The organism is Saccharopolyspora phatthalungensis (assembly GCF_014203395.1).
Lineage (GTDB): Bacteria > Actinomycetota > Actinomycetes > Mycobacteriales > Pseudonocardiaceae > Saccharopolyspora > Saccharopolyspora phatthalungensis.
In genome coordinates, this window is sequence record NZ_JACHIW010000001.1 from 1,385,872 (window position 1) to 1,412,183 (window position 26,312).

The window sequence follows — 26,312 nt, forward strand, 5'->3', positions numbered from 1 at the left end:
TATGAGCCCGGCACATCACGAGTCTGTGTTCGGGGATGCGATTGTCTCCTCGATGCTTGAGAACGGGTGGGAGCTGGGGAGTGCCAGCGACTACGACGCCGATCTTGGGTTGGACACCGCGCAGCTGCTCACCTTCATCGGGGCGACGCAGATCGACGAGTGGAACGAGCTGCTCGGCTACTACGGCAACGACGCGAACGCCGCGCAACGGGGGTTTGCGAAGCGGCTCGACCAGGCCATCAGCAACGATGGGTTGCTGGAGGTGCTGCGGAAAGGCGTGAAGGACCACGGCGTGCGGATCCGGCTCGCCTACTTCAAGCCGTCGCTCGTGACCTCCGATGACGTGTTGGACAACTACCGGGCCAACCGGCTCACCGTCGTTCGGGAGCTGAAGTACGCGACCAAGCAAGCCGACTGGGACAACCGGCTCGACCTCACCTTGTTCCTCAACGGGATTCCGGTCGCGACCGCGGAGTTGAAGAACCCGCTCACCGGTCAGGGTGTGGAGCACGCCAAGGAGCAGTACCGCGCCGAGCGTGACCCCACCGAACTGATCTTCTCGCGTCGCGTGGTGGCCAACTTCGCGGTCGACCCGGAGCTGGTGTTCGTCGCTACACAGCTGCGAGGTGCGAAGACCCGGTTTTTGCCGTTCAACACCGGATCCAACGGCCCGGGCGAGCCGGGTGGCGCCGGCAACCCGCCGGCGAAGGAGTTTGGCAAGTACGCCACGTCCTACCTGTGGGAACGCGTGTGGCAGCCGGACAACTGGCTCGACCTGCTCGAACGCTTCGTCCACGTCCACAAGGAAAAGGGTGCGGACGGGCGGTCCAAGAAGACCTTCATCTTCCCGCGCTACCACCAGTGGGACGTCGTCAAGAAGATCACCGCACACGCCGCGACGCACGGCTCCGGGCACAACTACCTCGCGATGGCCTCCGCCGGGTCCGGCAAGTCCAACACCATCGGCTGGCTGGCGCACCGGATCTCATCGCTGCACACGCCCACCAATCCCGCCGAACTCGACCCGGATGCGCTGGCCAACGGGCTCAAACCGGGCACGCCGGTGTTCGACAAGGTCATCATCATCACCGACCGGCGGAACCTGGACTCCCAGCTGCGCGAAACCGTCGGAAGTTTCGAGCAGACCGCCGGGCTCGTCGTGAAGATCGACGAGAAGTACGGCGCGAAGTCCGAGCAGCTTGCCAAGGCGTTGTCCCAGGAAACCGGCAAGATCGTCACAGTCACCTTGCACACCTTCCCGGCACTCCTGGACTACCTGCGACGCAACCCCACCGAGATCAAGGGCAGCCGGTTCGCGATCGTCGTGGACGAGGCGCACTCGTCGCAGTCCGGCGATGCGGCGACCGATGTGCGCAAGGTTCTCCGGGGCCTCGGACTCGACGCCGATGACGACTCCGGCGAGCCGGGGGCCGTCACAGCTGAAGCTGAAGGCAACACCGACGCGAAGCTGAAGAAGCGGGCAGAAGACCGGGGGCAGAGCCCCAACCTGTCGTACTTCGCATTCACCGCGACCCCGAAGGCGAAGACGCTGGAGAACTTCGGCGTCCTGACCGAACGCGACGGCAAGGCCACCCACGTTCCGTTCCACACCTACTCGATGCGCCAGGCCATCGAGGAAGGCTTCATCCTCGATCCGCTCCGCAACTACGTCACCTACAACACGTACTGGAAGCTGGTCAACGAAAACCCGGACGACAAGGAAGTCGATCCCCGGAAGGCCAACCCACTGCTGGCCAGGGCGGCCCTCACCCACGACTCCACGGTTGCCCGGCATGCGCAGGTGATCGTGGAGCACTTCCGCACACACACCGCGGGCCGCCTCGGCGGTCGGGCCAAGGCGATGGTTGTCACGGCCTCCCGCTTGAGTGCGGTGCAGATGGCTCGGGCGATCAAGAGCTACATCGCCGACCTGGAGTACCGGAACATCGGCGTCCTGGTGGCGTTCTCCGGAACGCTCAAGTGCGACGGCGAGGAGACCACCGAATCCAAGGAGAACGGTGGCCTGCCGGAAAGTGCGCTGCCGAAGGCGTTCGCGTACACCAGGGCCGATGACAAGACCACGAAGACCGGCAAGGGCCAGCCCGAATACCGCATCCTCGTGGTCGCGGAGAAGTACCAGACAGGCTTCGACCAGCCGTTGCTGACAACGATGTACGTCAACAAGAAGCTCAGCGGTATTTCCGCCGTGCAGACCCTGTCGCGGCTCAACAGGACGGCGGAACGCAAGAGCCAGGCGGACCTCGCGGTAATCGATTTCGTGAACGAAGCGGACCACATCCAGGAATCCTTCCGCCCGTTCTTCGAAGAAGCGATGACCCTGCCATCAGACCCCAACCTGCTCTACAACGCGCAGAGCAGGGTCATGGCTCCACCGATCTTGGTTGAGAGCGAGATGCGGGTGTTCGCCGAAGCTTTCCTGGCCGCGGAGGAGAAGGCGGCCGGACGCGCGGCCAAGTGGGCGAAGCTGCACGCCGAGCTGTACCGGCACACCGAGCCGGCGGTCGCGCGGTTTACCGAGCTGGCTGACCACGAAGACGAGGAGGAGACCGCAGAGAACTTCCGCAGCGACCTCAACGACTACGTCCGCAAGTACGGGTTCCTCTCCCAGATCGTGCCCTACCACGACCCGGAGCTGGAACAGCTCTACCTGTTCGGTCGGCATTTGCTCAACCGACTGCCCAAGCGGCACGACGGCAGCACCGACATCGGCGAGGTGGACCTCAGTCACTTGAGAGTGGAAAAGACCGGGGACCACGACCTCAGCCTCGTGCCCGAGGGACCGACCCTCATGAAGGGATTCGGGGATGGCGCGGCTTCTGCTCAGGAACCCGAGAAGTCGCTGCTGTCCGAGCTCATCGAGAAGTTCAACGAGAAGCACGGCACCGACCTCACCGAGAAGGACGCGCTGAAGCCGTTCGAGGAGGCCTATCGCGATCCGAAAGTGCGGCAAGCGGCGATGTCCAACGACGAAGAGAACTTCGGGATCGTCTTCGACCCCGTCTTCGAGGACAAGATGGCCGAGCACATCGACACCGTCGCCGACCTCGGACGGCAGTACTTCGCCCCGGACAAGACGTTCAAGAAGTCGTTGAACAGCACTCTCCGCAGCGCCGCGTGGCGGATGATCCGCCGGGAGGAAGGCGTCGGTGACGACCTGATCTGAACGCCGTGGAGCCGGGGACCGGGTGGGTACCGGATCCCCGGTTTCGGTGGACTAGTGATCGCACAGGGGGCACGATTGTTCGCCGAGAGTGACGTGATCGAGGGGGATGGCGGAAGGTGCAGGCGGACGCTGTCGGGGATCGCTACGAACTGATCGAGGAGATCAGTTCTGGGGGCATGGGTGCGATCTGGCGTGGCTTCGACTCCGTGCTGGACCGCGAGGTCGCGGTCAAGCTGATCCGGACCGATGCGATCGTCTCTGCCGAACAAGCGGAGGAATTCGCCCTGCGTTTCCAGCGCGAGGCGCGGGTGACTGCGCGGATCCAGCACCACGGCGTGCCACAGGTCTACGACGCTGTTCTCGACGACTCGTTCGACCGGCTCTACCTGGTGATGGAGCTGGTTCACGGGCGTTCGCTACGCGCCTTCATCGATCCTGAGCAGCCACTTCCGGTCAGTTGGGCGGCTGCTTTCGGGGCGCAGATCTGCACGGTGCTGTCGCACGCTCACGCGGTGCCGGTGGTCCACCGCGACCTCAAACCCGACAACGTGCTGGTCACCGACGAAGGCGTCGTGAAGGTGCTGGACTTCGGCATCGCCGCGATCCTGCGCACCGACGTAACCCGGATCACCGCGACCGGTACCCCGATCGGCACGAGCCAGTACATGTCGCCGGAGCAGATCCAGGGCGGGACGGTCGCCCCGCACAGCGACCTGTACGCCCTGGGCTGCGTGCTCTACGAACTGCTCTGCGGGCATCCTGTTTTCGACGGGGACAACGACTTCACGCGGATGCACCAGCACGTGTACGACGAGCCAGTGCCGTCGCAGCAGGTCCGTGCTGATGTCCCGGACGAGCTCGATTCGCTTGTGCTGGAACTGCTGGCCAAGGTTCCTGAGCAGCGCCCAGTAGATGCGTACGAGGTGTACGAGCGGTTGCTGCCGTTCCTGCCGACACCTGGTTCCCGGCCGGAGTCTGGGACCGCGATACCCACTGGCGTGCCGGACCCAACGGTGATGTTCCGTCGGCCGAATGCGCCGCGGCAGCGTTCCATTGCGGAGCCGGTTCTCCAGAAGACCGCCCCTGAACTGGCCGAATCCGTTCAGCAGGCACCGCGGACCGGACTCCGTGAGTCGATCAAGGCGGCGTACGAGCGTTCCGATGCGTTGCTGGAAGAGGCTCGTTATGCGCAGGCGGCCGAAATGCTCCAGAACGTCATCGAGCCAGCAGGCGAGGTGCTGGGTGCTGAGAGCCTGCAGGTGCTTTCGTTGCGGAGGCGGCGCGCGGCGATTCTCGTGATCGGCGGCGACTACCGACTTGCGCTTCCGGAGTTCGACGCACTAGCCGCCGCGTTCACGCGAACCGAAGGGGCCGGCAGCGAGAGTGCGGTTGAATGCCTGCAACAGGCCGCCTTGTGCCGCGCCGAGCTCGGTCAGGTCACGGCAGCGCTGCGGCAATTCCGGGACGTGCTGGTCCGGCTTCGGGCAACGGACGGTGACGCGTCCCCGATGGCCTTCGACGTTCGCCGCCTGATCGGGATGCTGCTCTTGTCGGAGAACAAGGTTCAGGAAGCGTGGGACACCCTGCAGCCGCTCTATGACGACCTGTGTCTGGTTCGAGGGAAAAGCGACGAGAGTGCGCAGGAGGTTAGGGCGATCTTGGCCCGCATTCGCCTGGCCGAGGGGCCTGATGGCCGAGCCTGATCCCACGTGCCACGCCGCCCGAGTATCGAGACAATGCCGTTGCGTGGTCTCCGTCTCCGCTGGTAACGAATTTGTCTGGTTTGCCGACCTAGCGGTTGATGCCCTGTTTGGTGTAGTGCGTTGCCTATTCCGATTGCGAGTGCAATGAGCCATTCGGTTTTTCGCACGTCCAGCCGTGAGAACGAGCGGTTGCGGGTTGAGCTCTTGCATCCGCCCGCCATGTACTACGCGTTGGTGCACAACAGGGTTCCGGTGGTGCACCACCTTCGCCTTGAGAATCTTGGCGACGCTGCGGTCGAATCCGTCGACGTCACGCTGGAGCTGGCCGGGCCGGACGGGCCACTCGCCGAACCCTGGACTCGGTCTGCGGTGACCGTGCCCGCTGACGGGGTGGTGAGCTGGGACGACTTCCGCGAGTTCGCGCCGGATGCATCGGTACTGAAGAGCGCCGACGAAGCGTTTCCAGTCACCTATCGCGTCGCCGTGCTAACCGGGGATGGGGCTGATCTCGAACTGTCGGTTCCGTCGCGGATGCTCGCCCACAACGAGTGGCTGAGCGCTCCGGCGCTCTATGAGTCGATTTCCGCTTTCGTACAGCCCAACACCGCTGCGGTGCAGCAGGTTCTGCGGGCAGCCGGAGCATTGCTCCTGCGGGAGACCGGCTCCAGCTCGCTGCAGGGCTATCAGGCGGGGCCGAAACGTGCGGTGCAGATCGGCGCGGCCCTGTACGAAGCGTTGCGCGAGCACGCGATCACCTACGTCGGCATGCCCGCGTCTTTCGAGGACACTGGTCAGAAGGTTCGCACCACCTCGGAGGTGCTGCGGGACCGTGTAGGCAACTGCATTGACCTGTCGGTCACCTACGCCGCTTGCCTGGAGGCAGCTGGGCTGCATCCGCTGATCTGGATCGTGCGTGGGCACGCGTTCGCCGGGTTCTTCCTCAACGAGGAACGGCTACCGGAGAGCGTGTCGCTGGAACCGTCGCAGATGATCAACGTGGTCGAGTCCGCCAAGGCTGTCGCCGTCGAGCTCACCGGGATCGGCCCCGGCGCGGACTCCGTCGACTTCGCCGGGGCAGTTCGGCTGGGCCGTGCCCACCTGCGGGGGCCGCGTGACCTCTACGGCATGGTCGACGTCCACCTCGCGCACCGCTCCGACATCCGGCCGATGCCCTCGGCGGATGCCGTGGTCCCAGAGGCCGTTGAGGAGGTGCCGCCATCGGTGACGCAGAGCCGTCTCGCCCTTCCGGACGAGCTGATCGCCAGCGGTGTGCTCGACGAGGAGGAAAACCTCGAACAGCAGGCCACCACCAGCGATGCGCCACCGCGGATCGGAGCTTGGCGGCGCGCCTTGCTCGATCTGAGCCTGCGCAACCCCCTGCTCAAGCTCCCCAAGCGCGGCAAAGGACTTGACCTGCACATTCCCGCCGGGTCGCTGAAAGACCTAGATGACCTGGTGCACACGGGGAAGCCGCTCAACATCGTGGCCCAGGACGTCCTCGGCGGTGTCCACGAGTTGCAGGGCGTCCGGCGCGCCCAAGAGCTTCCCGACGAGATCGTGGCGAACGAACTCGTGGCCGATCGCCGCGTCTACGCATCGGTGACCCAGGCCCGCTACGTCGACCGCATGCGGGAGCTGCAGCGTGCGGCACGAACCGTGGAGCAGGAAACCGGTAGCAACTACCTGTACCTCACCCTCGGTTCGATGGTGCACCCAACTCCGACCGGTGAGGCGCACGCACCGCTTTTCGTACTTCCGGTGCGCATCGAGGGTGGCACCGGACGTCGGCCCTACACGGTGGTCGTCGATGGTGACGAGCTCGCCGCACCCAACCACTGCCTGGTGCAGTGGCTGCGGCAGAAGCACGGTGTCGAGATTCCCGTGCTGCAGAACCCGATCCTCGACGGCGCCGGCATCGACATCGGCGCATCGCTGCGCGCGATCAGGCAGGGACTCGTCGACAACAACCTCAACTTCCGCATCGATGAGACGGCGAGCCTGCGGCTGCTGGAGTTCTCCACGTTCCAGATGTGGCGTGATCTCACGCAGCACTGGGAGAGCTTCATGCAGAACCCGCTGGTCCGGCACCTCGTGGAGAACCCCGGCCAGCCGATGGGTGGTACCGCGCCGGTCGACGTGGACATCGACGAGACCGAGCTGCTCCTGCCGATCGCCGCGGACGGCTCGCAGATGCGGGCCATCGCACTCGCCGAGCAAGGCCATTCCTTCGTCCTGGAGGGCCCGCCCGGCACCGGGAAGTCCCAGACGATCATCAATCTCATCGCCCATGCCATGACGTCCGGCAAGACCGTGCTGTTCGTCGCGGAGAAGCAGGCCGCGTTGGACGTGGTGAAGCGGCGACTCGCCGCGCTCGGACTAGACACGTTCTGCCTGGACGTGCACGGCCGCAAGCAGTCCCAGCGCAGCATCACCCAGCAACTCAAGGCCGCGATGGAGCGGCAGGTGCCGGCGGATCCCCACGAATGGAGTGCGCTGACGGCCAAGTTCCGGTCCCGGGTCACCGAACTGCTGGAGTACCCCGAGCAGTTGCACGGCACCAACGGCGCGGGCTTCTCGGTCTGGTCCGGTTATCAGGCGAAGCTGGCGTACGGCGATGGCCCGGCGGCGCCCGTTCCCCCGGGCTACTTCTCGCTCCCGGAGGAACAGCGTCGTGCTGTCGAAGCCGCCGCTCGGGACTTACCCAGCGCAACGCACTCCGCCCGGCTGCGGCCGCATCACCCGTGGGCGATCAGCGGACTTCGCAGCGTCGATGGGCTTGCGTCCCAGGCTTTCCTTGCCGCTGCGCAGGAACTTGAGGGCGTGCGGCAGGCTTTCGACCGGCTTCCGGAGATGCTGCGGCACCGGGTCAGCGCGCTACCACATCCGTTGCAGCTCGGGCAGGTCATCGAGGCAGCCCGGCTTGCCAGGTCGGGAAGGCTCCCGGACGCCAACCGAACCGCGGCGGCAACGCGACCTAGGTGGGACGACGTCGTGCAGACAGCGGTGCGAGCCATCGCCCTGTTCCAGCAACAGCACCAGGACGCACTCGCGACATTCCGGCCCGAGTTCTTCGTGCATCCTGCCTTCGACAGCCTTCAGACCCAGGCCGCAGAAGCTGGTCGCGGGCTTTTCGGCAAGAAGAAGCGCCGCGTGGCGCTGGTCAGCGCATTGCGTGAGCACCTGACTCAGGACGGGGAGCTCGACGAGACGACTGTTCTCGCGAAGCTCCAAGCGGCGTTCCAAGCGCGACAGGCTGCAGCCGAGATCGCACACAACACCCGCGCGGTGCCTGGGCTGCTGTTGCCGCCGTCCTGGTTGCCGACCCGTCCGGACGCCGCAGCAGTCGTGCAAGCTGAACACCGCGCCTTGCAGGTGTCGCGAGAAGCCCGTCATCGACTCCCCGAGGTGTGGGAGGCGCTCAGCGGGCTCGGCGCACACGCTCCGACCGAGGAGTTGGAGCGATTCGTCGGTGCTTGGCAGCGCTGGTTGCAGGTCGTGGGCACAGCTGACGAGGAATTCTCCCGCTGGGCGGCGGATTCCGGCTGGGCCGCTGCCTGGGCACGCGACGGCCAGGTTTGGGTTACGGACCTCGGTCGCGGTCTGGTCGCGATCCAGCGGTGGGGCGTCGTGCTCGCGCACACCGATGTGCTGAACAACGCTGGGCTGACCGAGTTCCGCGAGAAAATCCTCGCCGGGGAAGCCCAGTCCGCAGAGATCGAGATGGCGGTACTTCGGGGCATCGCGCGATCCGCGGTGGACGAACGCCTGCGCACGAGCGCATTGGAGTACTTCGACTCGACGACCCACAACCAGCACGTCGGCGACTACCTGGAATTCGGCGAAAAGATCCGAGACCGCGTGCCCGAGCAGATCGCTGCTGGGCTCGTCCACGCAGCACAACGCGACTCCGCGTTCCAGGACCGTGCTGGAAAGCTGGTGCGGCGCTTGGGGGCCCGCAACGATCGGCTCTCCTTCCGGGAAGCCGCGGTCCAATACCCCGACGTCATCAGCCGGTTGACCCCGTGCCTGCTGATGAGCCCGGCGTCGGTGGCGGCCTTCCTGGAACCAGGGGGCATCGACTTTGACATCGTCGTGTTCGACGAGGCTTCGCAGATCCGCGTTGCGCAGGCTATCGGTGCGATGGGACGCGGGAAATCGGTCGTAGTGGTCGGTGACTCCAAGCAGATGCCGCCCACCAGCGTCATGCAGGCCAGCAACACCGACCAGCCGGAAGATTCCACGGTGCCCGAGGACCTCGACAGCATCCTCTCCGAGTGCGTCGAGTCCGGGCTGCCCCGGGAGTTGCTGACCTGGCACTACCGCAGCACCGACGAGTCCCTCATCGCCTTCTCCAACCGGCACTATTACGACGGCAAACTTGCCAGCCTGCCCGCACCGGGCGGCGACGAGTCCGCGGGGATCGTCTGGCGCCGGGTGGACGGGCACTTCGAGTCGGGCGGCAGCCGGACCAACGTCGTCGAGGCCAGGGCAATCGTTGCGGAGATTTCCCGAATCCTCGCCGACCCGCGCACCGCTGACCGGTCGATCGGGGTCGTCACATTCAACATCCACCAACGAGACCTGGTGCTGAACCTACTGGAGAGCAGCGACGACAGGAACATCCAACAGGCGCTGATCCGCGGCGACAACGAGGAGCTGTTCGTCAAGAACCTGGAGAATGTGCAGGGTGACGAACGAGACGTGATCCTGTTCTCACTGGCGTTCTCCCCGGACCCCAAGACCGGGCGGGTCCGCCTGCAGCTCGGACCGCTGATCAATGCCGGCGGCGAGCGGCGGCTCAACGTTGCGGTGACCCGAGCTCGTGCCCAGGTGATCGTGTTCAGCTCGTTCGATCCGGAGCACATCGACCTTACGGCCACCAAGTCCGTCGGTATTCACCACCTGCGCGCGTACCTGGAATTCGCAGCTCGGGGCCTGCACAGTTCCGGCGATCTCACCGGTCCTCGTCCGAACATCGACCGGATCACCGAGGAGATCGCCGCCGCGATCCGGGCTCGCGGGCACGAGGTGGAAACGCATTACGGGCTGTCGAATTTCACCGTCGACATCGCGGTACGCGAACCTGGACACCGGAGCTGGCAGGTTGCAGTCGTGCTCGACGGCCCGGAATGGGCGGCGCGCCCGACGTTGGCCGACCGGGACGCAGCACCTCGACTACTCACCGACTTGATGAATTGGCCGGACATGGTTCGGGTCTGGCTGCCGCAGTGGATGACGGATAGGGATGGTGTTCTCGACGGGATCGACCGGGCGGTGGCTGCCGTATCAGTGCAGGATGAGCCGACACCAGTCGAGGAGTCCCCGGTGCTGGACGGGGAATGGCCAACTCAGGCGGAGAAGACAACAACGATCGAGGTGGTGCCGACCATCGAGGTCGAGGAGGACCGACCAATCCTGCGCGACGTTGTCGTGATTCCCGAAACTGCCGAAACCGATCCCGGCACGGCGGTCGAGGAGTTCGTTCCGTTCGAACCGGTCCCGGTCGGCACCCGCGAGCAGCTCGACGAATTGGCGCATGACAAATCCGTGCAGCTGTTGGTCCGGGAATGCATGGATAAGGTGATTGCCTGCGAGGGCCCGATCGAGATCGACCGGTTGATGAAGCTGGTCAGCAAGTGCTTCGGACTACAGAGGTTGTCCGCCGACCGGAACCAGTTGTTACAGCGGTATCTGCCGCGGCGGTACCACGTCACAGGCGGTTTCAACACCAAGTTCGTTTGGCCAGACCACCGCGATCCGGCGACCTGGCCGGGCTTCCGACCCAACTCCAAACAGAACGGTCGGCAATTCGATGAAATCTCGCCGGAAGAAATCGTCAACGCGATGTGTCATGCGTGCGACACCGGACGTGCCAACGACACCAAGCAGCTCTTCCGAACGACGAGAGAATTGCTGGGGTTCGGCAAAACCACCAAGTCAATGGAGCACCGCTTCGGCAGAGCGATGACCGATGGAGCGGCGGAAGGGCGCCTACCACAGCTCGCGGACTGACCGCCTCGTCGTGGATGGTCAACGGGACTTGTCGCTGATCGACTCGGTAGCCGGGGGGTCGGCCCGACCGGGATGTCAGCGGATGACGTCGTTGACGAGCTTTGGATTCTGTTGCAGAAGGTCGTCAGGACCTTTGCAGCGAGATTGGTGTGCGCGACACCGTCGACGAACGCTGCCCGGCCCTTAAATCTCTCGGCTTGCCCGCGACCGCCATAAGCCTGCCTCGCTAGCGACTCCCGCTTGTGCGGGTTCGGCAAGTGCCTCACGGGTATCTCGGTCATCACGCACGATCGCCCCGAGCGCGGGGGCGACGCACTACCTTCACTGTGCCGGAAACCAGCAGTTCACGGCGGGTGCTGCCCTGTGTAGATGCTGTACGAGCCTCGCCGGGGGCGCAAAACCCAGGTAGACCCCGTGGGGGCAGATCTCATCCGAGATCAACCCCTGCTTTATACCCACCTTCGCGTCAGCCTTCTAGCTTGCATGTTCGCCAGCGCTCTGGCTGCCGAGCCGCTGGCGGCCTTGGGGTTCATGTACACGTCCTGGGTCATGCTGACCTTCTCGTGGCCGAGGTAGTCCGCGATCTCGCGAGCGGTAAGGTCGGCCCGTCGAGCACCCTGGCAACCAGGTGCCGGAAGGCATGGGATGGAGTCCTTCCCACTGCGATTCCTTCATGGCCTCTCGCAGGTGAGCGCGGGTCGCATAGCGTTCTCGTCGACGTCGGATACACCCATTTCGACTACCTAATAGAAAACTGGTGTTGAACCTCACCCTGCGGGAGGTTCTAGGTGGCTGGTGTTTTGGGTTGCTAAGGATCGGGGTGTGTCGGTGTTCCGTCGGGGTGATCGTTTGGCAGGATGTCGGGGGTGACGTTGGGACGCGCGCCGCGGCAGGGTGATCTGCTGCGATCGACGGTGGATTACTGTGAGGGCCGGGTCGCGGCGGGTTCGATTTATGGGGTGTTGCATCGGGAGTGCTTCAGTCTGTTCCCGGATGAGATGTTCGCGGATCTGTTCACCGATGTGGGTCGCCGGTCGGTGCCGCCGATGATCGTGGCGGTGGTGATGGTGTTGCAGCGTGTCGAGGGCCTGTCGGATCGGGAGGCGGTGGAGCGGTTCGCATTTGACACGCGCTGGAAGTACGCCGCCGGTGGCCTGGATTTCGACTATCCGGGGTTCGTGCACACCGTGCTGGTGGACATGCGGGCCCGGTTGGCCCGCTCGGCTCGGCCGGACCGGATCTTCGAGACGGTGCTGGATGTCGCGCGTCAGGCGGGTCTGGTCGGGTGCAGGAGGGTGCTGGACTCGACCCCGTTGTATGACGCGGTCGCGACGATGGACACCATCACCCTGATCCGCTCGGCGATCCGTGGTCTGCTGGCCACCGCTGAGGCCGGACTGGCCGCCCGGTTGCGGGCGGTGCTCACCTCCGGAGATGACTACGCCGGAGCGGGCAAACCCCTGATCGACTGGGACGACCAGGCCGCCCGGGAGGCGTTGATCGACTCCCGGGCCCGGGACGGGTTCGCGATGCTGACCCTGATGGAAGGCCAGAAGTGGACCAAGTGCGTGGATGAGGCCGCGCGCCTGCTGGCCACGGTGCTGGGCCAGGACCTGACCGAAGACAGCGACGGGGTGTTCCGGATCGCCCGCCGGGTCGCCCCGGACCGGGTCATCTCCACCGTCGATCCCGAAACCCGCCATGGCCACAAAACGCAGGCCCGCGGTTTCGACGGCTACAAAGGACATCTCGCCATCGACCCCGACAGTGAGATCGTCACCGCCACCGAAGTCACCCCCGGCAACAGCGGCGACGCCGAGACCGCCGAGACCCTCCTGTCCGACATCCTGCCCTCCGAAGCCGAAGCCGAAGCCGAAGCCGAAGCCGAAGCCGAAGCCGAAGCCGAAGCCGAAGCCGAAGCCGAAGCCGAAGCCGAAGCCGAAGCCGAAGCCGAAGCCGAAGCCGAAGCCGGGGATGAGGGTCAGGCCGCGGTATATGGGGATGCGGCCTATGGGGCGGGGGAATTGCTGGAAAGGCTGGACGAGAATGGGATCCACAATGGGCTCAAGGTGCAACCGCCGGCTGCGGTGAAAGGCCATTTTCCCAAGGACCGTTTCGATATCGACCTTGAGCAGCAGACCGTGACCTGCCCGGCCGGGCATACCGCACCCATTCGCGCCCGTGAGCGTCACGCTGGGGCGGCCAACTTCGGCGTCGTGTGCGCCACCTGCCCGCTGGCCGCACAGTGCACCACCGCCAAGACCGGCCGCACCATCACCATCAGCCCCCACGAAGCCGCACTGGCCGCCGGTCGTGCCCGCCAGACCGACCCCGCCTGGAAGGCTGACTACCGCGCCACCAGGCCCAAAGTCGAACGCAAGATCGGCCACCTGATGCGCCACCGCCACGGCGGACGACGGGCCCGTGTCCGAGGACTGCGGAAAGTGGCCGCTGATTTCTCGCTGCTGGCCGCCGCGGTCAACCTCGCTCGACTGGGCGTGCTCGGGATAACCCGCAAGGCAGGCGGATGGGCCGTGACGACCGCCTGACCAGACCAACGCCCAGCCCATCACCAACACCACACGTCCTCCCCACCGATAACCGGCACACGCGACACACAAACCCACCGACCACACTCGAAAACGATCGGCAATCACACCCACCGCCCGCCACGCTAAGACCAGAGCAAACACCTCAAAACCCCGTTCGACACCAGCCACCTAGGGTCGTTGTCGTGACCGGAACTGGGGACGGGAAGCAGCCACGATGGAGCGTCGGGGCCTTGGCCAAGGCCACCGGCCTCACCGTGCGGACGCTGCACCACTACGACGAGCTCTGCCTACTGCGCCCCGGCGGACGGACCCCCTCGGGCCACCGCAGGTACACCGAGCAGGATCTGCGGCGGCTCTACCAGATCCGCCTGCTCCGCCAGCTTGGGATGTCCTTGGACGAGATCGGCGACGTGCTGGCCGAGGACGATCCCGGCATCCTTCGCGAGGTGCTCACGGGCCACCTGACCCAGCTCGACGACCAGGCGCGCCGGTTGGCGGCGCTGCGCCACCGGACCAGGAACCTGCTGGAACAACTGGACGGTTCGTCGCGCCCCGAACCAGGCGAATTCCTCTCCATGCTGGGGCGGATGAGCACTGTCGACCAGTACATCACCGAGGAGCAGCACGCTTTCCTAGACGAAAGGGCTGAAGAGCTCGGCGCGGACGGCAGGAGGCAGCTGGACGCGGAATGGCCCTTGGTGGCGGCGAAACTGGCGCAGCACTACCTGGACAACGACCCGGTGGACGATCCCGAAGTGCAGCGGACCACCCGGCGCCTGTTCGAGCTGGTCGAGCTTTTCACCGGCGGCGAGCCCGCGATCCGGGAATCGATGGTCCGATTCTTCCGCGAGCAAGGCCCGACAATCCCGCCAGGCGTGACGGGAGAGCAGCAGGAGATCGGCGAGGAACTGCTCGACTACGTAGACCGGGCTTACGCGGCCTTGTCCCGCGAATAACTCGACCCGATACCAGGAACTGATTTCCAGAAGAAGAACCGCAAAAAAACAACCGGCGCATGGTGCCAGTTGCTCGTCGAATTCTGGCCACGGAGGGAAAACATGTTCCGTAGAAACGGAGTTCTCGGCCCAACACTGCCGGTGGCGGGCGACGACATCGCGCGAGCACAAACAACGCCGGTCACCTTGCGGCTGCCCGCGCCGACCGGCCAGCACCAGCTCGGCGTCACCACGCTGCACCTGGTCGACGAGTCCAGGCGCGACCCGTGGAACGGCACCGTCCGAGAACTGATGACCACGGTGTTTTACCCCGCCGCCGACGTTGCGGACTACCCGGTCGCACCGCAGCTGACACACGCAGCCGCAGCCGTGTTCTCAACGCTCGACGCCGTCCACCTGCACCCGGAACTGCCGGATTCGGGGGTGAATTGGACGGCGACTCAGACCCATTCGCACACCGGCGCGCCGGCGCTGCCGGGTCGACGGCCGGTGCTGCTTTACAGCCCGGGAGGTGCTGATCCGCGCACCATCGGCACCGGAGTCGCCGAGGAATTGGCGAGCCACGGCTACGTGGTGGTCACCATCGACCACACCGGCGAGGCCAGCGAAGTCGAGTTCCCGGGCGGCAGGGTACGGGCGATCGATATCCCGGGCGATCCCCGGACCGATCCGCGGCTGTTCCGCACGATGATCGACACCCGGATCGCGGACACCCGATTCGTGCTGGACGAGCTGGCCAAGCTGGCGGCCGGCCGAAACCCCGACGCCGACGCACGCCCGCTGCCGGAGAACCTCGGGCAAGCCCTCGACCTGCGCCGGGTGGGTGCCTACGGCCACTCCGCAGGCGGGGCGACCGTGGCCGAGGCGTTGTACGAGGACCGGCGGATCGACGCGGCGATCAACATGGAGGGCTACCTCGACTACATGCCGGAAGAGCCCGACCAGGAAGGCGAACTGCTCCCGATCGCCAAGCACGGGGTGGATCAGCCGCTGTTGCTGCTGGGAACCGACGGTTTCCGGGACGCGCGGATCGAGCGTTCCTGGTCGGCGATGCTCGACCACCAGCAGGGCTGCACCCGTTGGGAACAGCTCGACAACGCCACGCACTGGGTATTCACCGACTACAGCAACATGGCACCGCAGCTCCAGGACGCCGGGCTGATGAGCGCCGAGGACCGGGCGAAGCTGGTCGGCGCGATCGACCCGGCCGATTCAGTGCCTGCGGTCCGGAACCAGGTGCTGACGTTCTTCGCCGAGCACTTGTCCCGATGACCGTCTTTCGCCGCCACCGCAACGGCTTTGGTCTCGGGTTCCTCCGCACTTCGGCCATCGGCCGTCGACCGAAACCTGATGCGGCGCCTCCGGCTCGACCGTAGCTTCCCGAGCGGCTTGAGCAGAGCGGCCGGAGTCCGGTTCTCGGACTGAGAGGGGAGACTCGAATGGAAGCCAGGAGGTGGCGCGGCGTTGATAGGGCTGCTGACCGCTACCGCCTGCTGCGAGGCGGAGGCCCCGAGCAGTGCCGATAGCGCCCTCGCCGCCGACTCCGACGCGAACGTGGTGCCTACCGAAGGCGGCGCGGTACGCGGCTCTACGGTGGACGGTGTCCGGAAATTCCAGAGGATTCCGTACGCCGCGCCACCGGTCGGCGAACTGCGCTGGCAGGACCCGCAGCCGTCGGCGCCTTGGACCGGCGAGCGGGACGCGACGAAACGCGCGCCTGCCTGCACGCAGCACCCCGGCGAGCAATCGGGCGTCGCCAACGACGAGGACTGCCTCTACCTGAACGTGACGGCACCTTCCAACGCAGGGGGAGCGCCAAGCGATGGTCGTGTTGCTGCACGGCGGTCAGTTCGTCATCTGGACGCGGCACTAGTACCGCTCGGCGTACTTGGTGGGGGACTCGCCGAACATGTCCTTGAAGTCGCGGGCGAAGTGCGCCTGGTCGGCATAGCCGAGTTCGACCGCGAGCGCCGCCCAGTTCGGCTCCGCGCCGTTCGCCAGCCGCTCGGTCACCTCGCGCAACCGGTAGCGGCGGATCACCCACTTCGGCCCGATCCCGACGTACTCCGCGAACAGTCGCTGCAACCTCCGAACGTTCATGCCGAGCTCGCGGGCGAGCACATCGACCCTGGTCAGTTCCGGTTTCGCGGCGATCTTCGCGACGATTTCCGCGGCTTCCTCCGCCTTCGGGTCGGGCCGCGGCAGGCGGGCCCGGAGGAACCGTTCAACCGCCGCCACATCCGGCTCGTCCGGCAGGCCCGGCCCGAAGATCTCGCGCGCGTCGACCGTCCGGTCCGTGATCGTCGAGGCGGACGCGCCGAGGAACGGCCGGAAGCAGCTGGGCCGGAACGCCACTCCGAACACCTCGCCGCGGCCTTCGAGCACCTTGATCTGGTGCCCGCTGGCGACGCCGTTCACGGTCGCGCTCCCGTCACGGAACGTGAGGTGCACGTTCGGGTAGGGCACGACCAGCTGCCGGTAGGGCTCGCGGTAATCCCAGGAGACGATCCAGTAGCGCTCGACGAAGCGAGCGAGGTCCGGTGACGGGGCCGGGAAGGCGTGGCGCTGGTACTTCGTCCACGCGCCCCCGAGTTCGCGGGCGTCCCTGGTCACGGCTGGATTCTATGTCGCGTTCGTGCAAGACGTCGGCTGCCGGCCGTGCTTTCCTGGAGCCATGTCCGAGGCACAGTTCCTGAACCGCGCGGCCGCGTCGCTGCGGGAAGTCGTTCGCAACATCAAGCCCGACCAGCTCGGCGCTCCGACTCCGTGCGCCGAGTACGACGTGCGCAAGCTGGTGAACCACCTGCTGTTCTGGGGGCCGTCGCTGGAGGCTGCCGCGCGCAAGGAGACGGTGCCGCCGCCGGCCGAAGCCGAGCAGGACGTGGACCTGACCGGCGGCGACTGGGCGGCGGACCTGGTGACGCACCTGGACCGCACCGCCGACTCCTGGAGCGAGCCCGGCGCGTGGGAGGGCACCACACACATGGGCGGCCCGACGGAACTACCGGCCTCGCTGGTCGGCGGCATGGTCGTGGTCGAGATGCTGGTGCACGGCTGGGATCTGGCGAAGGCGACCGACCAACGCCTGGAACTGGATGATGACCTCCTCGACTTCGTGCACGAGGAAGTCGCGAAAACCGCCGAGCAGGGCCGGGCGATGGACGTCTACGGCGCCGAGGTCACCGTGACACCTTCATCATCCACATTGGACAAGCTCCTCGGGCTCACCGGCCGCGACCCAGCTTGGACCCACTGAACACGGGGCCGTGAGTCCTTTTTGGTGCTACCCAAAGGACTCGCGGCCCCGTTGCCAACGAAACCGCCTAACCCCCATGGTAGGCGGTGGCGCTGGCGATCCGCCCGGCCCGGATCCGGTCGAGCACCGCCCCGACGGCCGGTATCGCCTCACTTCCGTGCGCGGCGAGCGCTTTGACACGTTTCCGATGCTCCCGCAGTCCCTGGACGGGACGTTGTCGCGCACCAGCCCGCCCGCTGCGGCGAGCCCGACCAGCGCGGCGTCCTCGCGTGCGACTTGGTACACCGGAGCGCCTCCGCGCAGCACAGCGACGACGTGGCTTTGCAGGTCGCGCACTCCTGCCGGATCCACTGCGGTGATCTGCGAACGGCACGTCCTCGTCGGCGGTGCCGTGGTAGAGCCGGACCGGAACCGGCGGCCTGGCTGGTGCCGGCGAAAAGCAGGAGGGCGCTCCGGGCTGTCGCAACCGATGCCGCCACCCCGCGGACCGGATTGGTGCCGTGCGGGTACACGGTGAGCGGCAGTTCTTCCTTCTGCTTAGGGCGCGGGAACGCGACCACGCCGCTGGCGATCGTCTGCTCTCCCGCGAAGTTGGTCGTGCGATAGAGGTACCGGTAGGCGTCAACGCCGTAGCGGATCCCGTCTGACTCGAAGCCCTTCTGCGCCACGTGTTCGGCAAGTCCAGCGGCATCCAGCGAAATCAGCGGCTCGTCCGCCACCAGCTCGCCGGATTAGCCGCTGAGGTCGGCGGACGCAGCCACGACCGGCGGAGTTCTTCGCGCGCGAGGAGAGCGTCGTGGTGAGCACCACCGCGGTGCACACCGTGGCAACGAGAGCACGCTTGCCGATACGAACGGGCCCGAGTCGGCTTCGCCAAGCTGAGCGACCGAGAGCCCGAGGTAGCCCTGGCGGTCGCCGGCGGCAGCACGAACGCCGAGATTGCGGCGGACCTGTTCATGAGCGTGGCCACGGTGAAAGCCCACGTCTCCCACGTCCTGACGAAACTAAGCCTCGGCAACAGAACCCAGATCGCCCTACTCGCCCACGACGCCGACCTGACCTGACGGAGCTCGCCTCGCCTGGAACGGCGATGATGTCCGGATTGTTCAAGACCCGTGCGACGCGTTCGTGATGTCCTGCTCGCATGAGTGCTGACACGGATCTGCTGGCATTGGCCAACGTCGGCCCGGCAATCGTGCGGAAACTTGCACGGGTGGGCATCACCGAGCGGAGCCAGCTGACGGGTCTCGATCCGGTGGAGTTATACGAGCGGCTGTGCGCGCTCGACGGCCACCGGCATGACCCGTGCCTGCTGGACACGTTCATGTCGGCCGTGGACCAGGCCAACGGCGCCCCCGCACGCCCGTGGTGGGAGTACACGCCCGAACGCAAGCGGCTCGCCCGGGACTGAAGTCAACCCGCGGCCCGGGTCGAGCCGTCCTTTCTCCTGGCCATCCGGCTATCGCCTAGACCTCGAACGCGAGCGCCGATTGCGCTCCGGCGGCGTTGCGCTGCTCGAAGTCCAGGAGGTTCCGCTTCCGTTCGAGCCCGCCACCGTAGCCGGTGAGGTTGCCGGTGGAGCCGATGACCCGGTGGCACGGCACGATGATGCTGATCGGGTTCTTCCCGTTGGCCAGGCCGACGGCGCGCGAGGCGGTGGGGCGCCCGATCCGCTCCGCCACTTCCCCGTAGGAAACCGTTTCACCGTAAGGTATTTCGCGCAACGCTTCCCACACGGTGCGCTGGAACGGGGTGCCGAAAAAGGCCATCTGCAGGTCGAACTCGCTGCGCTGCCCGGCGAAGTACTCCGCCAACTGCTCGATCACCGGACCGAAAGGCTTGGCGTCCGGCTCGCCAAACACCTCCTCCGACGGGCGGTGTCGCTGCCGATCCATGTACAGACCGACCAAGACGCCGTCGGCCGCGACAAGGGTAAGCGGGCCGAAGGGGCTGTCTACGACGGTGTTTACCCGGTGCACTGACAATCCTCTCTTCAGGCTGGTAGCCGGTTGATCGCGTGGTCACCGGTCGCCCACAGGCACTGCACCGCATACGCGTGCCAGGGGCTCCAAGCGGCAGCGCGACCGGTAAGCGCGGCGGGCGTCGAGGGCAAATCCAGGTTACGGGCGGCGTACCGGACCCCCAGATCGGTCGGCGCGAAGGCATCGGGATCGCCCAGGGCGCGCATGGCGATGGTCTCGACGGTCCACGGGCCGATCCCGGGGAGCTCGGCGAGCTGGGCCCGGGCCCGGTGCCAGTCGCTACCGACGCTGAGGGCGATGTCGCCGCCCGCCAGGGCATCGACGAGCGTGATGATCGTCTTGCGGCGCGCCTTCGGGAAGGCGAGTGTGTCCGGATCTAGCGCGGCCAACGCCGCCGCGTCCGGGAACAGGTGGCTGAGCCCGCCCGCCGGGTCGGCTATCTCCTCGCCGTGAGCAGCCACCAACCGGGCGGCATGCGTCGAGGCCGCAGTGGTGGCCACCTGCTGCCCCAGCACCGCGCGCACGGCGAACTCCTCGGCGTCCACGGTGCGCGGTACCCGGCGGCCGGGTTCTTTGTCGACCAGCGGCGCGAGCGCCGCATCGGTCCTCAGCAGGTCGTCGACGGCGACGGGGTCGGCATCGAGGTCGAGGAGCCACCGGCAGCGGGTGATCGCGGCGGACAAGTCCCGAAGATCGGTCAGGGTCAGCCGGCAGTCGATGTACTCGGGCGCTGGCCGAAGAGCGACCACGCCATGACCGTGCGGCAAGCGAAGCGTGCGGCGATAAGCACCGTCACGCCACTCCTCGACCCCAGGAACAGCGGTGGCAGCGAGGTGCCCGAAGAGGTTGTCCGGACACAGCGGCGCCCGGAAGGGCAGCCGCAATCCCAACGATCCGGCGGTGGCCGGATGCTGCCGGGATGCGCGCGCCCGCAACTCGGTCGGGGCTAGGCCGAAGATCTCCCGCACGGTGTCGTTGAAGGTTCGCACGCTCGCAAACCCCGCCGCGAAGGCAACATCGCTCATGGGCACGTCCGTGGTCTCGATGAGCAGCCGAGCGGTCTGCGCGCGCTGCGCCCGAGCCAACGCAAGCGGCCCGGCCCCTAGCTCGGCCAACAGCTGCCGCTGGATCTGCCGGACGCTGTACCTCAACCGCGAGGCGAGCCCGGGAACACCGTCCCGATCAACCACCCCATCTGCGATCAACCGCATCGCCCGAGCCACCAGATCGGCCCGCTCGTTCCACTGCGGAGACCCGGGACTCGCATCGGGCCGACACCGCTTGCAGGCCCGACCCAGCCTGCTGGGCAACGGCACCACTCGGGTAGAACCGCATGTTCTCAACCTCGGGAGGCACCACCGGACAACTCGGCCGACAGTAGATCCGAGTAGTGATCACGGCGGTGAAAGACCACCCATCGAACCGAGTGTCCTTCGACTGCACGGCCCTCACACACCGAGCCACATCCTCATGCATGTACCCAACATCACCGCAGCACCGATGCGGGGCAAGCGGAAACCGAAATCAACCTCCGTGCTCCACCCAGCAAGCACGAAGACGTCCATCTTCTGCCAGTCCACTCGGATGCGTTCGAGCCGTCCTTGGGTAGTCGCTACCCTCAAAGCCATGCTCGATGCGAGTTCGACCGTCCCGGCTGGGTCTTGGGCGTCTTCAGCCGGTCGTCGGCGAAACATGCAAGCGATTCGCAACCGCGACACGAAGCCAGAGCAGGTGATTCGGCGGCTCGTCCATGCTCGTGGGCTGCGCTACCGCGTCCATGCACGTCCGTTGCCCGATCTTCGCCGGACTGCTGACCTGGTTTTCCGCCCAACGAAGGTGGCCGTCTTTATTGATGGCTGCTACTGGCACGGCTGCCCCGACCACTACGCGTCACCAAAAATCAATTCTGAATACTGGTCGGATAAAGTAGCCCGCAATATCGCACGTGATCGTGACACTGACGAACGGCTCACCAGAGCAGGATGGCTCGTGCTGCGTTTCTGGGAACACGAAGAATCAACCAACTGCGTCGATAAGATCGCCGCAACGGTCATTGCTCGACGGAATGGCGCCGACTCTTCGTGAACCAGACAGTTCAAATTCAGGGAAGAGCCCCGCAATCTCCTGGTGTTCCGTTTCCTCTTCCATCACGAGACCTTGAAGGTAATCATCGCGCCGAGCCGGCTGCAGCACAGCCGCAATAGCCCTGCCAACAGCCTCAGCAACTGGCGGCGGAAAAGCGTTTCCTACTTGGCGATATCGTGCGGTCTTACGTCCCTTAAATTCCCAGCCGGGAGGAAAACCTTGAATTATTGCCGCCTGCTTGACTGTCAGCATCGGCCCGGTTTCCCGAAAAATGTCCCTCTCTGGGGCGCAGTATTTTAGCTCCGGGTCGTGATCGTTGGCGACACCCATTGCGTTTATACCCAGCGCAGCCCAGGCCCGCTTAGCCCGTGTTGGCCCGAGGTCAGCACCACCATGCTTTCGAGAGCCCCCGACGAGCGTCGGCGCCACACCACGCCCCGCATGGGCTTCCTTTTCCGCCTTCTTCAGCCACCTTTTAAAGACTTCGATCCCCTTGGCCCCGTGAGCTTCACATCGCTCCAACATCGTGGCCCGCAAGGCGTCTGCTACATTGACAGGATCGCCTTCCTTTCCGATAGGCCAGATAAACTTGTTATTCCCGAGAATATCTGCCCTAATTGCAACAAGAATAGCTCGCGGACGCAGTTGCGGCACGCCGAAATCACGAGCTTCAAGAATCCGCCAAGACTGGCTAAGATCAGCCCCCCCATCCGCGACTACATAACCAAGTCGGCCAAGTTCTTTTAAGACCATCTTACGGTACGACGAAAACGTATGCCAAGGCTCAAGCAGTCCGCGAACATTCTCTATCATGACTGCCCTGGGCTCAAGCTTGCCGACAATCTCGAGCATATCAGGGAAAAGATCACGTTCGTCATCTTTGCCAAGCTGTCTACCGGCCAGCGAAAATGGCGGACACGGGACTCCGCCAGCGAGGAGATCAATCTCTCCCTTTTTTACTTTAAATTGATCACACGGATCGTCAGCAAATTCCTTCACATCCGCAGAAGTAAGTTTATCGGCCTTTGTTTTCCATCCGGGCCACTTCCGAACGTTCGCCTTGAGTGTCTCAACAGCATCGTCGTCCCACTCGACAAGCGCCTTGTGCCTGAAGCCAGCCCTGTGCAGGCCGAGAGCTTGGCCTCCGGCACCTGCACAGATCTCAATCGAGGTCAGCTGTCGGCTCCTGCCGGCGCCCATCGGCACTCCTTCTGCTTCACGCAATCGACACCAAGTGTCGCAGACGGTGATTAGCCATCCGCCACATACATCAGGAGTCTTACAGCACCAAGGATCGCGGGGTTCGGGAGGGGAAGCCGAAGCCCGCGACCACACGCCGATGGCTAGCTACCCATGTGCCGAATCAGAGCCTGGATGTCGCTGGCATCCAAGCCGCCGGCTACCGAAGGCTCCTCTTGGAGGTCGGACAGCTGTTGTACAGAGGGATCATCGAGGATCTTCCCCATAAACTCAAGCTTCTGGTCTAGACGCGTCTTCACCACCTCGTCGATTGTGTCGCGTGCAGCCAAGACAGTGACCCTCGTCTCTACCTCGGGTGCGAGGCCAAGACGATGAATACGGTCGAGGCTCTGCAGGAACCGACCTGCCATGAAGTCGCGGTCCACATAGACAGCGTCGTGGCAGACCTGGTGGAGGCTGATGCCCTCGCCCAGGGTGGCCGGATTGGACACCAATACCATGCAGTTCTTGTCCTCCCGGAACCGTCTTAGCTGCTCGTCACGATCAAGGGTCCCGCCGTGGATCACGGCGGGTTGATACTTCTCGAGCAGCTTCTCCAGCGTTGTCAGGCTCCTCACGAAGGTCGTCCAAACCAGGGTCTTCCGGTGTTTCCGGGCATTTTCGGCAACGATGGCAACGGCCTCTTTGTACTTTGGCGATAGCTCGTAGCTGGGGAGGTTCTGCATGAGCGTGTACAGAGACCCGGTCTGAGGAATCTCAAGTGGCGGCACTTGATACGCGAGAGGTTCGTATTTGCTTGCACCTTCCAGCAAGAGCGCGGGGCTTGTCGCTGCCATCAGCAGCCTTAGGGCCGTCTTGCCAAGCGAGCGGAGGTCGTCGCGCGCGGTCTCGCCAGATAGATTCCCTACCAACGAGCTATAGATCTCCGCGTGCAGTGGCGGCATGCTCACGTAGCGCACACGCGTCTTCATGCCAGGAAGCCCAAGTTCATCCTTAGTCGTGCGAGTGAAGAGCGGCCGCAAGACCCTACTGGCATAGGCAAGGTCACCTCCACCAATCGCCGACGCAACAGTGCGATGCCCGTGGCCCGGCCACACAAAACCCAGGAGGTTCTCGAGGTCTTTCGCTCCGTTAGGAGCCGGCGTGCCGGTAAGGATCAGTCGTCGATACGCTAGTGGACCGAGCGCCATGCACGCCGCACCGTACGTTCCCCGGGTCCCGAGTTTCATGCGGTGCGCCTCGTCCAGGATGATCATCGTCGGAGCCGACTTCAACCACCCAGCCAGTGTGCCGAGCGAACGGTCCAGCCGCTCATAGTTGATGATCAGCACCTCGGCCCACGCATCCAACGAGCGGTCGTGTATATGGGTACGTAACGGGTACTGAAAGCACTCCCCCGTTTCGAACTGCCAGGACTCATAAGCGGATTTGGGGCAGACGACCACAAGACGACTAACCTTTTTCTGGGTCTTCTGTGCCGCATAAACCGCTAGAGCTACACGTGTCTTTCCGGCGCCCGGGACGCTGAAGTTCGCACCGTGCTGGAGAGCCAGCAACTTGGCGATGTCGCGCCGCTGAAACTCCCGTAAATCCGCCTTCCAGTCCGGTCCAAGCAGAGTGAGCACCTCATTGGCGGGAACCTCTCCGTTCTGTGCTGGCGTCTCAATGCGTGCCTTGACTGCCGCAGCGTCCTGGACGTTTCCGCGAACCAAATCCGCCAGCTCGGGCGCCCACTCCACACCACGGTGGTCCGGCCATGTGCCGATCGCGTTCAGCCGTACCAGTAGATCGTCAAGATCCACCGATACGGCCAGGAGCCCGAACTGTGTGCTCGAATGGAAACGTCCGGCCAGCTGAACGAGATCCTCGCGGTGGTCCGCGATAGTTCTCAGCACAACTTTTGTCCGCGTCTCGTCGAACCCGAGGTGTAACGACGCACCGTCAACCAGGTCGGCCATCACTTCCCCTCCAAGGAAGCCGCTTCAAGGAGCCACGCGACTCCGTCACCTGGGTGCGGGATCCCACGTCCGGCCTGGCGGGCAAGCTTCTGAATACTGTGCCGTAACTCGACTACTGCTTCGTCGAACGCCTCTTCATCCAGGGTTTGTGAGGCGCGGGCCCGCACAAGATCCACAACGCATTGGTCGATATCTCGGCATGCCTCTGCTAGACGAGCCGGCGCCTGTTGCTTGCGCTTCCGAACCTTGGCGTCGCCTTCTGCTGTATCGAGGGCGCTTTGGAACGCCTCTTGGGCTTTGTCAATAAGCCCTTGCGCGCTCCTTTTCTCCGCCTCCGGCACGTCAGAGGCTGCGGCTACTGCCACTGCTTTGGCACGTAAGATGTGCTTATTCAGCGCTCGCGCAGCTGTTAGTCCGGCCGATTCACCGGGGATAGAGATCCCTAGTCCGGGGACAGCCACAGCTTCCTGCTCAGCAGCGACGTCGCTCAACTCTCCCGGCAAAGTCGAGTTCAGGTAAGTCTCTGGAAAGCTTTCGTCGATATGGCGTACGGCTGTCTTCGCGAACCCTAGGACGATCGCCGCCATCCGGATTTCCTTGAGCACGTCCGCCCGGTCAGGGTCGTCGGCCTGTGCATTCTGGTGAGCTCGGTGCAGCTCCTTGAGCTTCTCTTGGTGGTCTTCGAAGTCGATCAGTCGGAGCGCCGCACGCCCGTCGGCACTCTTGCTGCGCTTGATCTGCTCGCGAATCGCCGCGAGGATCCATTTCTCCTGCTCGTACGTTGCACGTTGAATCCGGAACTCCTTAGCAATGGCCTCTGGAGTCTTTCCCAGCGCGGCTTGTTCCTCCATCGCAAGCAGACGGTTAATGTAAGAATAGGCTCGCCTGTGATCTTTACGTAGCTGCAGCGATAACTCGACCGCATTAATGTCCGCCCAAGTAAACGACTCTGGTAGCACCGCTACCCGCATCGACTGGACGCCGAGCTCGCGGAGAGCGGCAGCGCGCGTGTTGCCGTTCACTAGGACGCCCTGATGCGTGATGAGCCCTGGATCGCTTTGCCCGAAGTCCTTTAAGCTTTGCCTGAGCGCGTCAAAGTCCGTGTCCCGTCGGCGCGGGTCTTTCGGCTCGGCCTGGAGCAAAAACTTCAGGTAATCCTGGCTCTCGTCGCTGTACGGATCTTTGTTGAGCGTCTTATCACGAACCGGATCGTGGCTGCGCTGCGCCCGGACACGGTGGGTCGCGGGGTTGTAGTAGAGGCTGGCGAGCGGGAGGTCAATCACCTCGACAGACAACAGCTGGCCGTTCCAGTCAACTGTGACCGTCTCCCGGGTACCTCCGGCGTTTCGTACCTCCGCCAGCCTCTTCTTGATCAGCATACTGTTTTCAGCCGCACGTGGTGGCGGTGGAAACTCCCGCAGCAT

The 26,312-nt window shown here is 64.8% G+C and carries 16 protein-coding genes and 2 pseudogenes; 11 read left to right on the plus strand and 7 right to left on the minus strand.

What is annotated here, in order from left to right:
• Position 1 precedes the first annotated feature (1 nt).
• From BJ970_RS06135 to BJ970_RS39900, 7 genes and pseudogenes are all read left to right on the plus strand, one after another.
• Positions 2 to 3,184, plus strand: coding sequence for a type I restriction endonuclease subunit R (locus BJ970_RS06135; RefSeq protein ID WP_184724877.1), 3,183 nt, complete (start codon positions 2 to 4; stop codon positions 3,182 to 3,184).
• Between the two features lie 116 nt (positions 3,185 to 3,300).
• Positions 3,301 to 4,887: a serine/threonine-protein kinase gene (locus BJ970_RS06140; RefSeq protein WP_184724879.1), complete on the plus strand. Its 1,587-nt coding sequence runs from the start codon at positions 3,301 to 3,303 to the stop codon at positions 4,885 to 4,887.
• A 189-nt stretch (positions 4,888 to 5,076) separates the two neighbouring features.
• Positions 5,077 to 10,899, plus strand: coding sequence for an anti-phage protein ProA (gene proA, locus BJ970_RS06145; RefSeq protein WP_246470741.1), 5,823 nt, complete (start codon positions 5,077 to 5,079; stop codon positions 10,897 to 10,899).
• An 866-nt stretch (positions 10,900 to 11,765) separates the two neighbouring features.
• A complete protein-coding gene (locus BJ970_RS06150; protein WP_446689084.1) occupies positions 11,766 to 13,448 on the plus strand; it encodes a transposase in 1,683 nt (560 codons plus the stop codon).
• A gap of 185 nt (positions 13,449 to 13,633) precedes the next feature.
• On the plus strand, positions 13,634 to 14,407 hold the full coding sequence (locus BJ970_RS06155) for a MerR family transcriptional regulator (protein WP_184724887.1): 774 nt from the start codon (positions 13,634 to 13,636) through the stop codon (positions 14,405 to 14,407).
• A gap of 102 nt (positions 14,408 to 14,509) precedes the next feature.
• On the plus strand, positions 14,510 to 15,679 hold the full coding sequence (locus BJ970_RS06160) for an alpha/beta hydrolase family protein (RefSeq protein WP_184724890.1): 1,170 nt from the start codon (positions 14,510 to 14,512) through the stop codon (positions 15,677 to 15,679).
• A gap of 285 nt (positions 15,680 to 15,964) precedes the next feature.
• A pseudogene (locus BJ970_RS39900) lies at positions 15,965 to 16,201 on the plus strand (carboxylesterase family protein); the annotation flags it as partial.
• A 75-nt stretch (positions 16,202 to 16,276) separates the two neighbouring features.
• Here the strand turns inward: BJ970_RS39900 and BJ970_RS06170 are convergent.
• Positions 16,277 to 17,020: a helix-turn-helix domain-containing protein gene (locus BJ970_RS06170; protein WP_184724893.1), complete on the minus strand. Its 744-nt coding sequence runs from the start codon at positions 17,018 to 17,020 to the stop codon at positions 16,277 to 16,279.
• Between the two features lie 61 nt (positions 17,021 to 17,081).
• Between BJ970_RS06170 and BJ970_RS06175 the strand changes: the two genes are divergently transcribed.
• A complete protein-coding gene (locus BJ970_RS06175; RefSeq protein ID WP_184724896.1) occupies positions 17,082 to 17,663 on the plus strand; it encodes a TIGR03086 family metal-binding protein in 582 nt (193 codons plus the stop codon).
• Positions 17,664 to 17,812: 149 nt separating this feature from the next.
• On the opposite strand, the gene BJ970_RS06180 is transcribed toward BJ970_RS06175, so the two are convergent.
• Complete coding sequence (locus BJ970_RS06180; protein WP_184724899.1) at positions 17,813 to 18,382, minus strand: hypothetical protein; 570 nt, start codon at positions 18,380 to 18,382, stop codon at positions 17,813 to 17,815.
• A 159-nt stretch (positions 18,383 to 18,541) separates the two neighbouring features.
• Between BJ970_RS06180 and BJ970_RS06185 the strand changes: the two genes are divergently transcribed.
• Positions 18,542 to 18,727: a response regulator transcription factor gene (locus BJ970_RS06185; RefSeq protein ID WP_281399525.1), complete on the plus strand. Its 186-nt coding sequence runs from the start codon at positions 18,542 to 18,544 to the stop codon at positions 18,725 to 18,727.
• An 80-nt stretch (positions 18,728 to 18,807) separates the two neighbouring features.
• Positions 18,808 to 19,074: a helix-hairpin-helix domain-containing protein gene (locus BJ970_RS06190; RefSeq protein WP_184724902.1), complete on the plus strand. Its 267-nt coding sequence runs from the start codon at positions 18,808 to 18,810 to the stop codon at positions 19,072 to 19,074.
• Positions 19,075 to 19,129: 55 nt separating this feature from the next.
• On the opposite strand, the gene BJ970_RS06195 is transcribed toward BJ970_RS06190, so the two are convergent.
• A complete protein-coding gene (locus tag BJ970_RS06195; protein WP_184724905.1) occupies positions 19,130 to 19,642 on the minus strand; it encodes a methylated-DNA--[protein]-cysteine S-methyltransferase in 513 nt (170 codons plus the stop codon).
• A 14-nt stretch (positions 19,643 to 19,656) separates the two neighbouring features.
• A pseudogene (locus tag BJ970_RS06200) lies at positions 19,657 to 21,121 on the minus strand (DNA-3-methyladenine glycosylase 2 family protein).
• Positions 21,122 to 21,271: 150 nt separating this feature from the next.
• Between BJ970_RS06200 and BJ970_RS06205 the strand changes: the two are divergent.
• Entirely contained in the window at positions 21,272 to 21,730 is a 459-nt protein-coding gene (locus tag BJ970_RS06205) for a very short patch repair endonuclease (protein WP_184724908.1), read from the plus strand.
• Here the strand turns inward: BJ970_RS06205 and BJ970_RS06210 are convergent.
• From BJ970_RS06210 to BJ970_RS06220, 3 genes are all read right to left on the minus strand, one after another.
• On the minus strand, positions 21,662 to 22,930 hold the full coding sequence (locus BJ970_RS06210; RefSeq protein ID WP_184724911.1) for a DNA cytosine methyltransferase: 1,269 nt from the start codon (positions 22,928 to 22,930) through the stop codon (positions 21,662 to 21,664). The genes BJ970_RS06205 and BJ970_RS06210 overlap by 69 nt on opposite strands.
• A 143-nt stretch (positions 22,931 to 23,073) precedes the next feature.
• The gene (locus BJ970_RS06215) at positions 23,074 to 24,888 is read right to left on the minus strand and encodes a DEAD/DEAH box helicase (protein ID WP_184724914.1); all 1,815 of its coding nucleotides are present in this window, start codon (positions 24,886 to 24,888) and stop codon (positions 23,074 to 23,076) included.
• Positions 24,888 to 26,312: a ParB N-terminal domain-containing protein gene (locus tag BJ970_RS06220; RefSeq protein WP_184724922.1), complete on the minus strand. Its 1,425-nt coding sequence runs from the start codon at positions 26,310 to 26,312 to the stop codon at positions 24,888 to 24,890. Before BJ970_RS06220 ends, BJ970_RS06215 begins: the two co-directional genes overlap by 1 nt.

Bases quoted from the DNA above. Each gene is read 5' to 3' on its own strand.
- BJ970_RS06175 (WP_184724896.1), top strand. From the start codon at position 17,082: ATGTCCGAGGCACAGTTCCTGAACCGCGCGGCCGCGTCGCTGCGGGAA.
- BJ970_RS06190 (WP_184724902.1), top strand. From the start codon at position 18,808: ATGAGTGCTGACACGGATCTGCTGGCATTGGCCAACGTCGGCCCGGCA.
- BJ970_RS06205 (WP_184724908.1), top strand. From the start codon at position 21,272: ATGCTCGATGCGAGTTCGACCGTCCCGGCTGGGTCTTGGGCGTCTTCA.
- BJ970_RS06135 (WP_184724877.1), top strand. From the start codon at position 2: ATGAGCCCGGCACATCACGAGTCTGTGTTCGGGGATGCGATTGTCTCC.
- BJ970_RS06210 (WP_184724911.1), bottom strand. From the start codon at position 22,930: ATGGGCGCCGGCAGGAGCCGACAGCTGACCTCGATTGAGATCTGTGCA.
- BJ970_RS06215 (WP_184724914.1), bottom strand. From the start codon at position 24,888: ATGGCCGACCTGGTTGACGGTGCGTCGTTACACCTCGGGTTCGACGAG.
- BJ970_RS06220 (WP_184724922.1), bottom strand. From the start codon at position 26,312: ATGCTGCGGGAGTTTCCACCGCCACCACGTGCGGCTGAAAACAGTATG.
- BJ970_RS06160 (WP_184724890.1), top strand. From the start codon at position 14,510: ATGTTCCGTAGAAACGGAGTTCTCGGCCCAACACTGCCGGTGGCGGGC.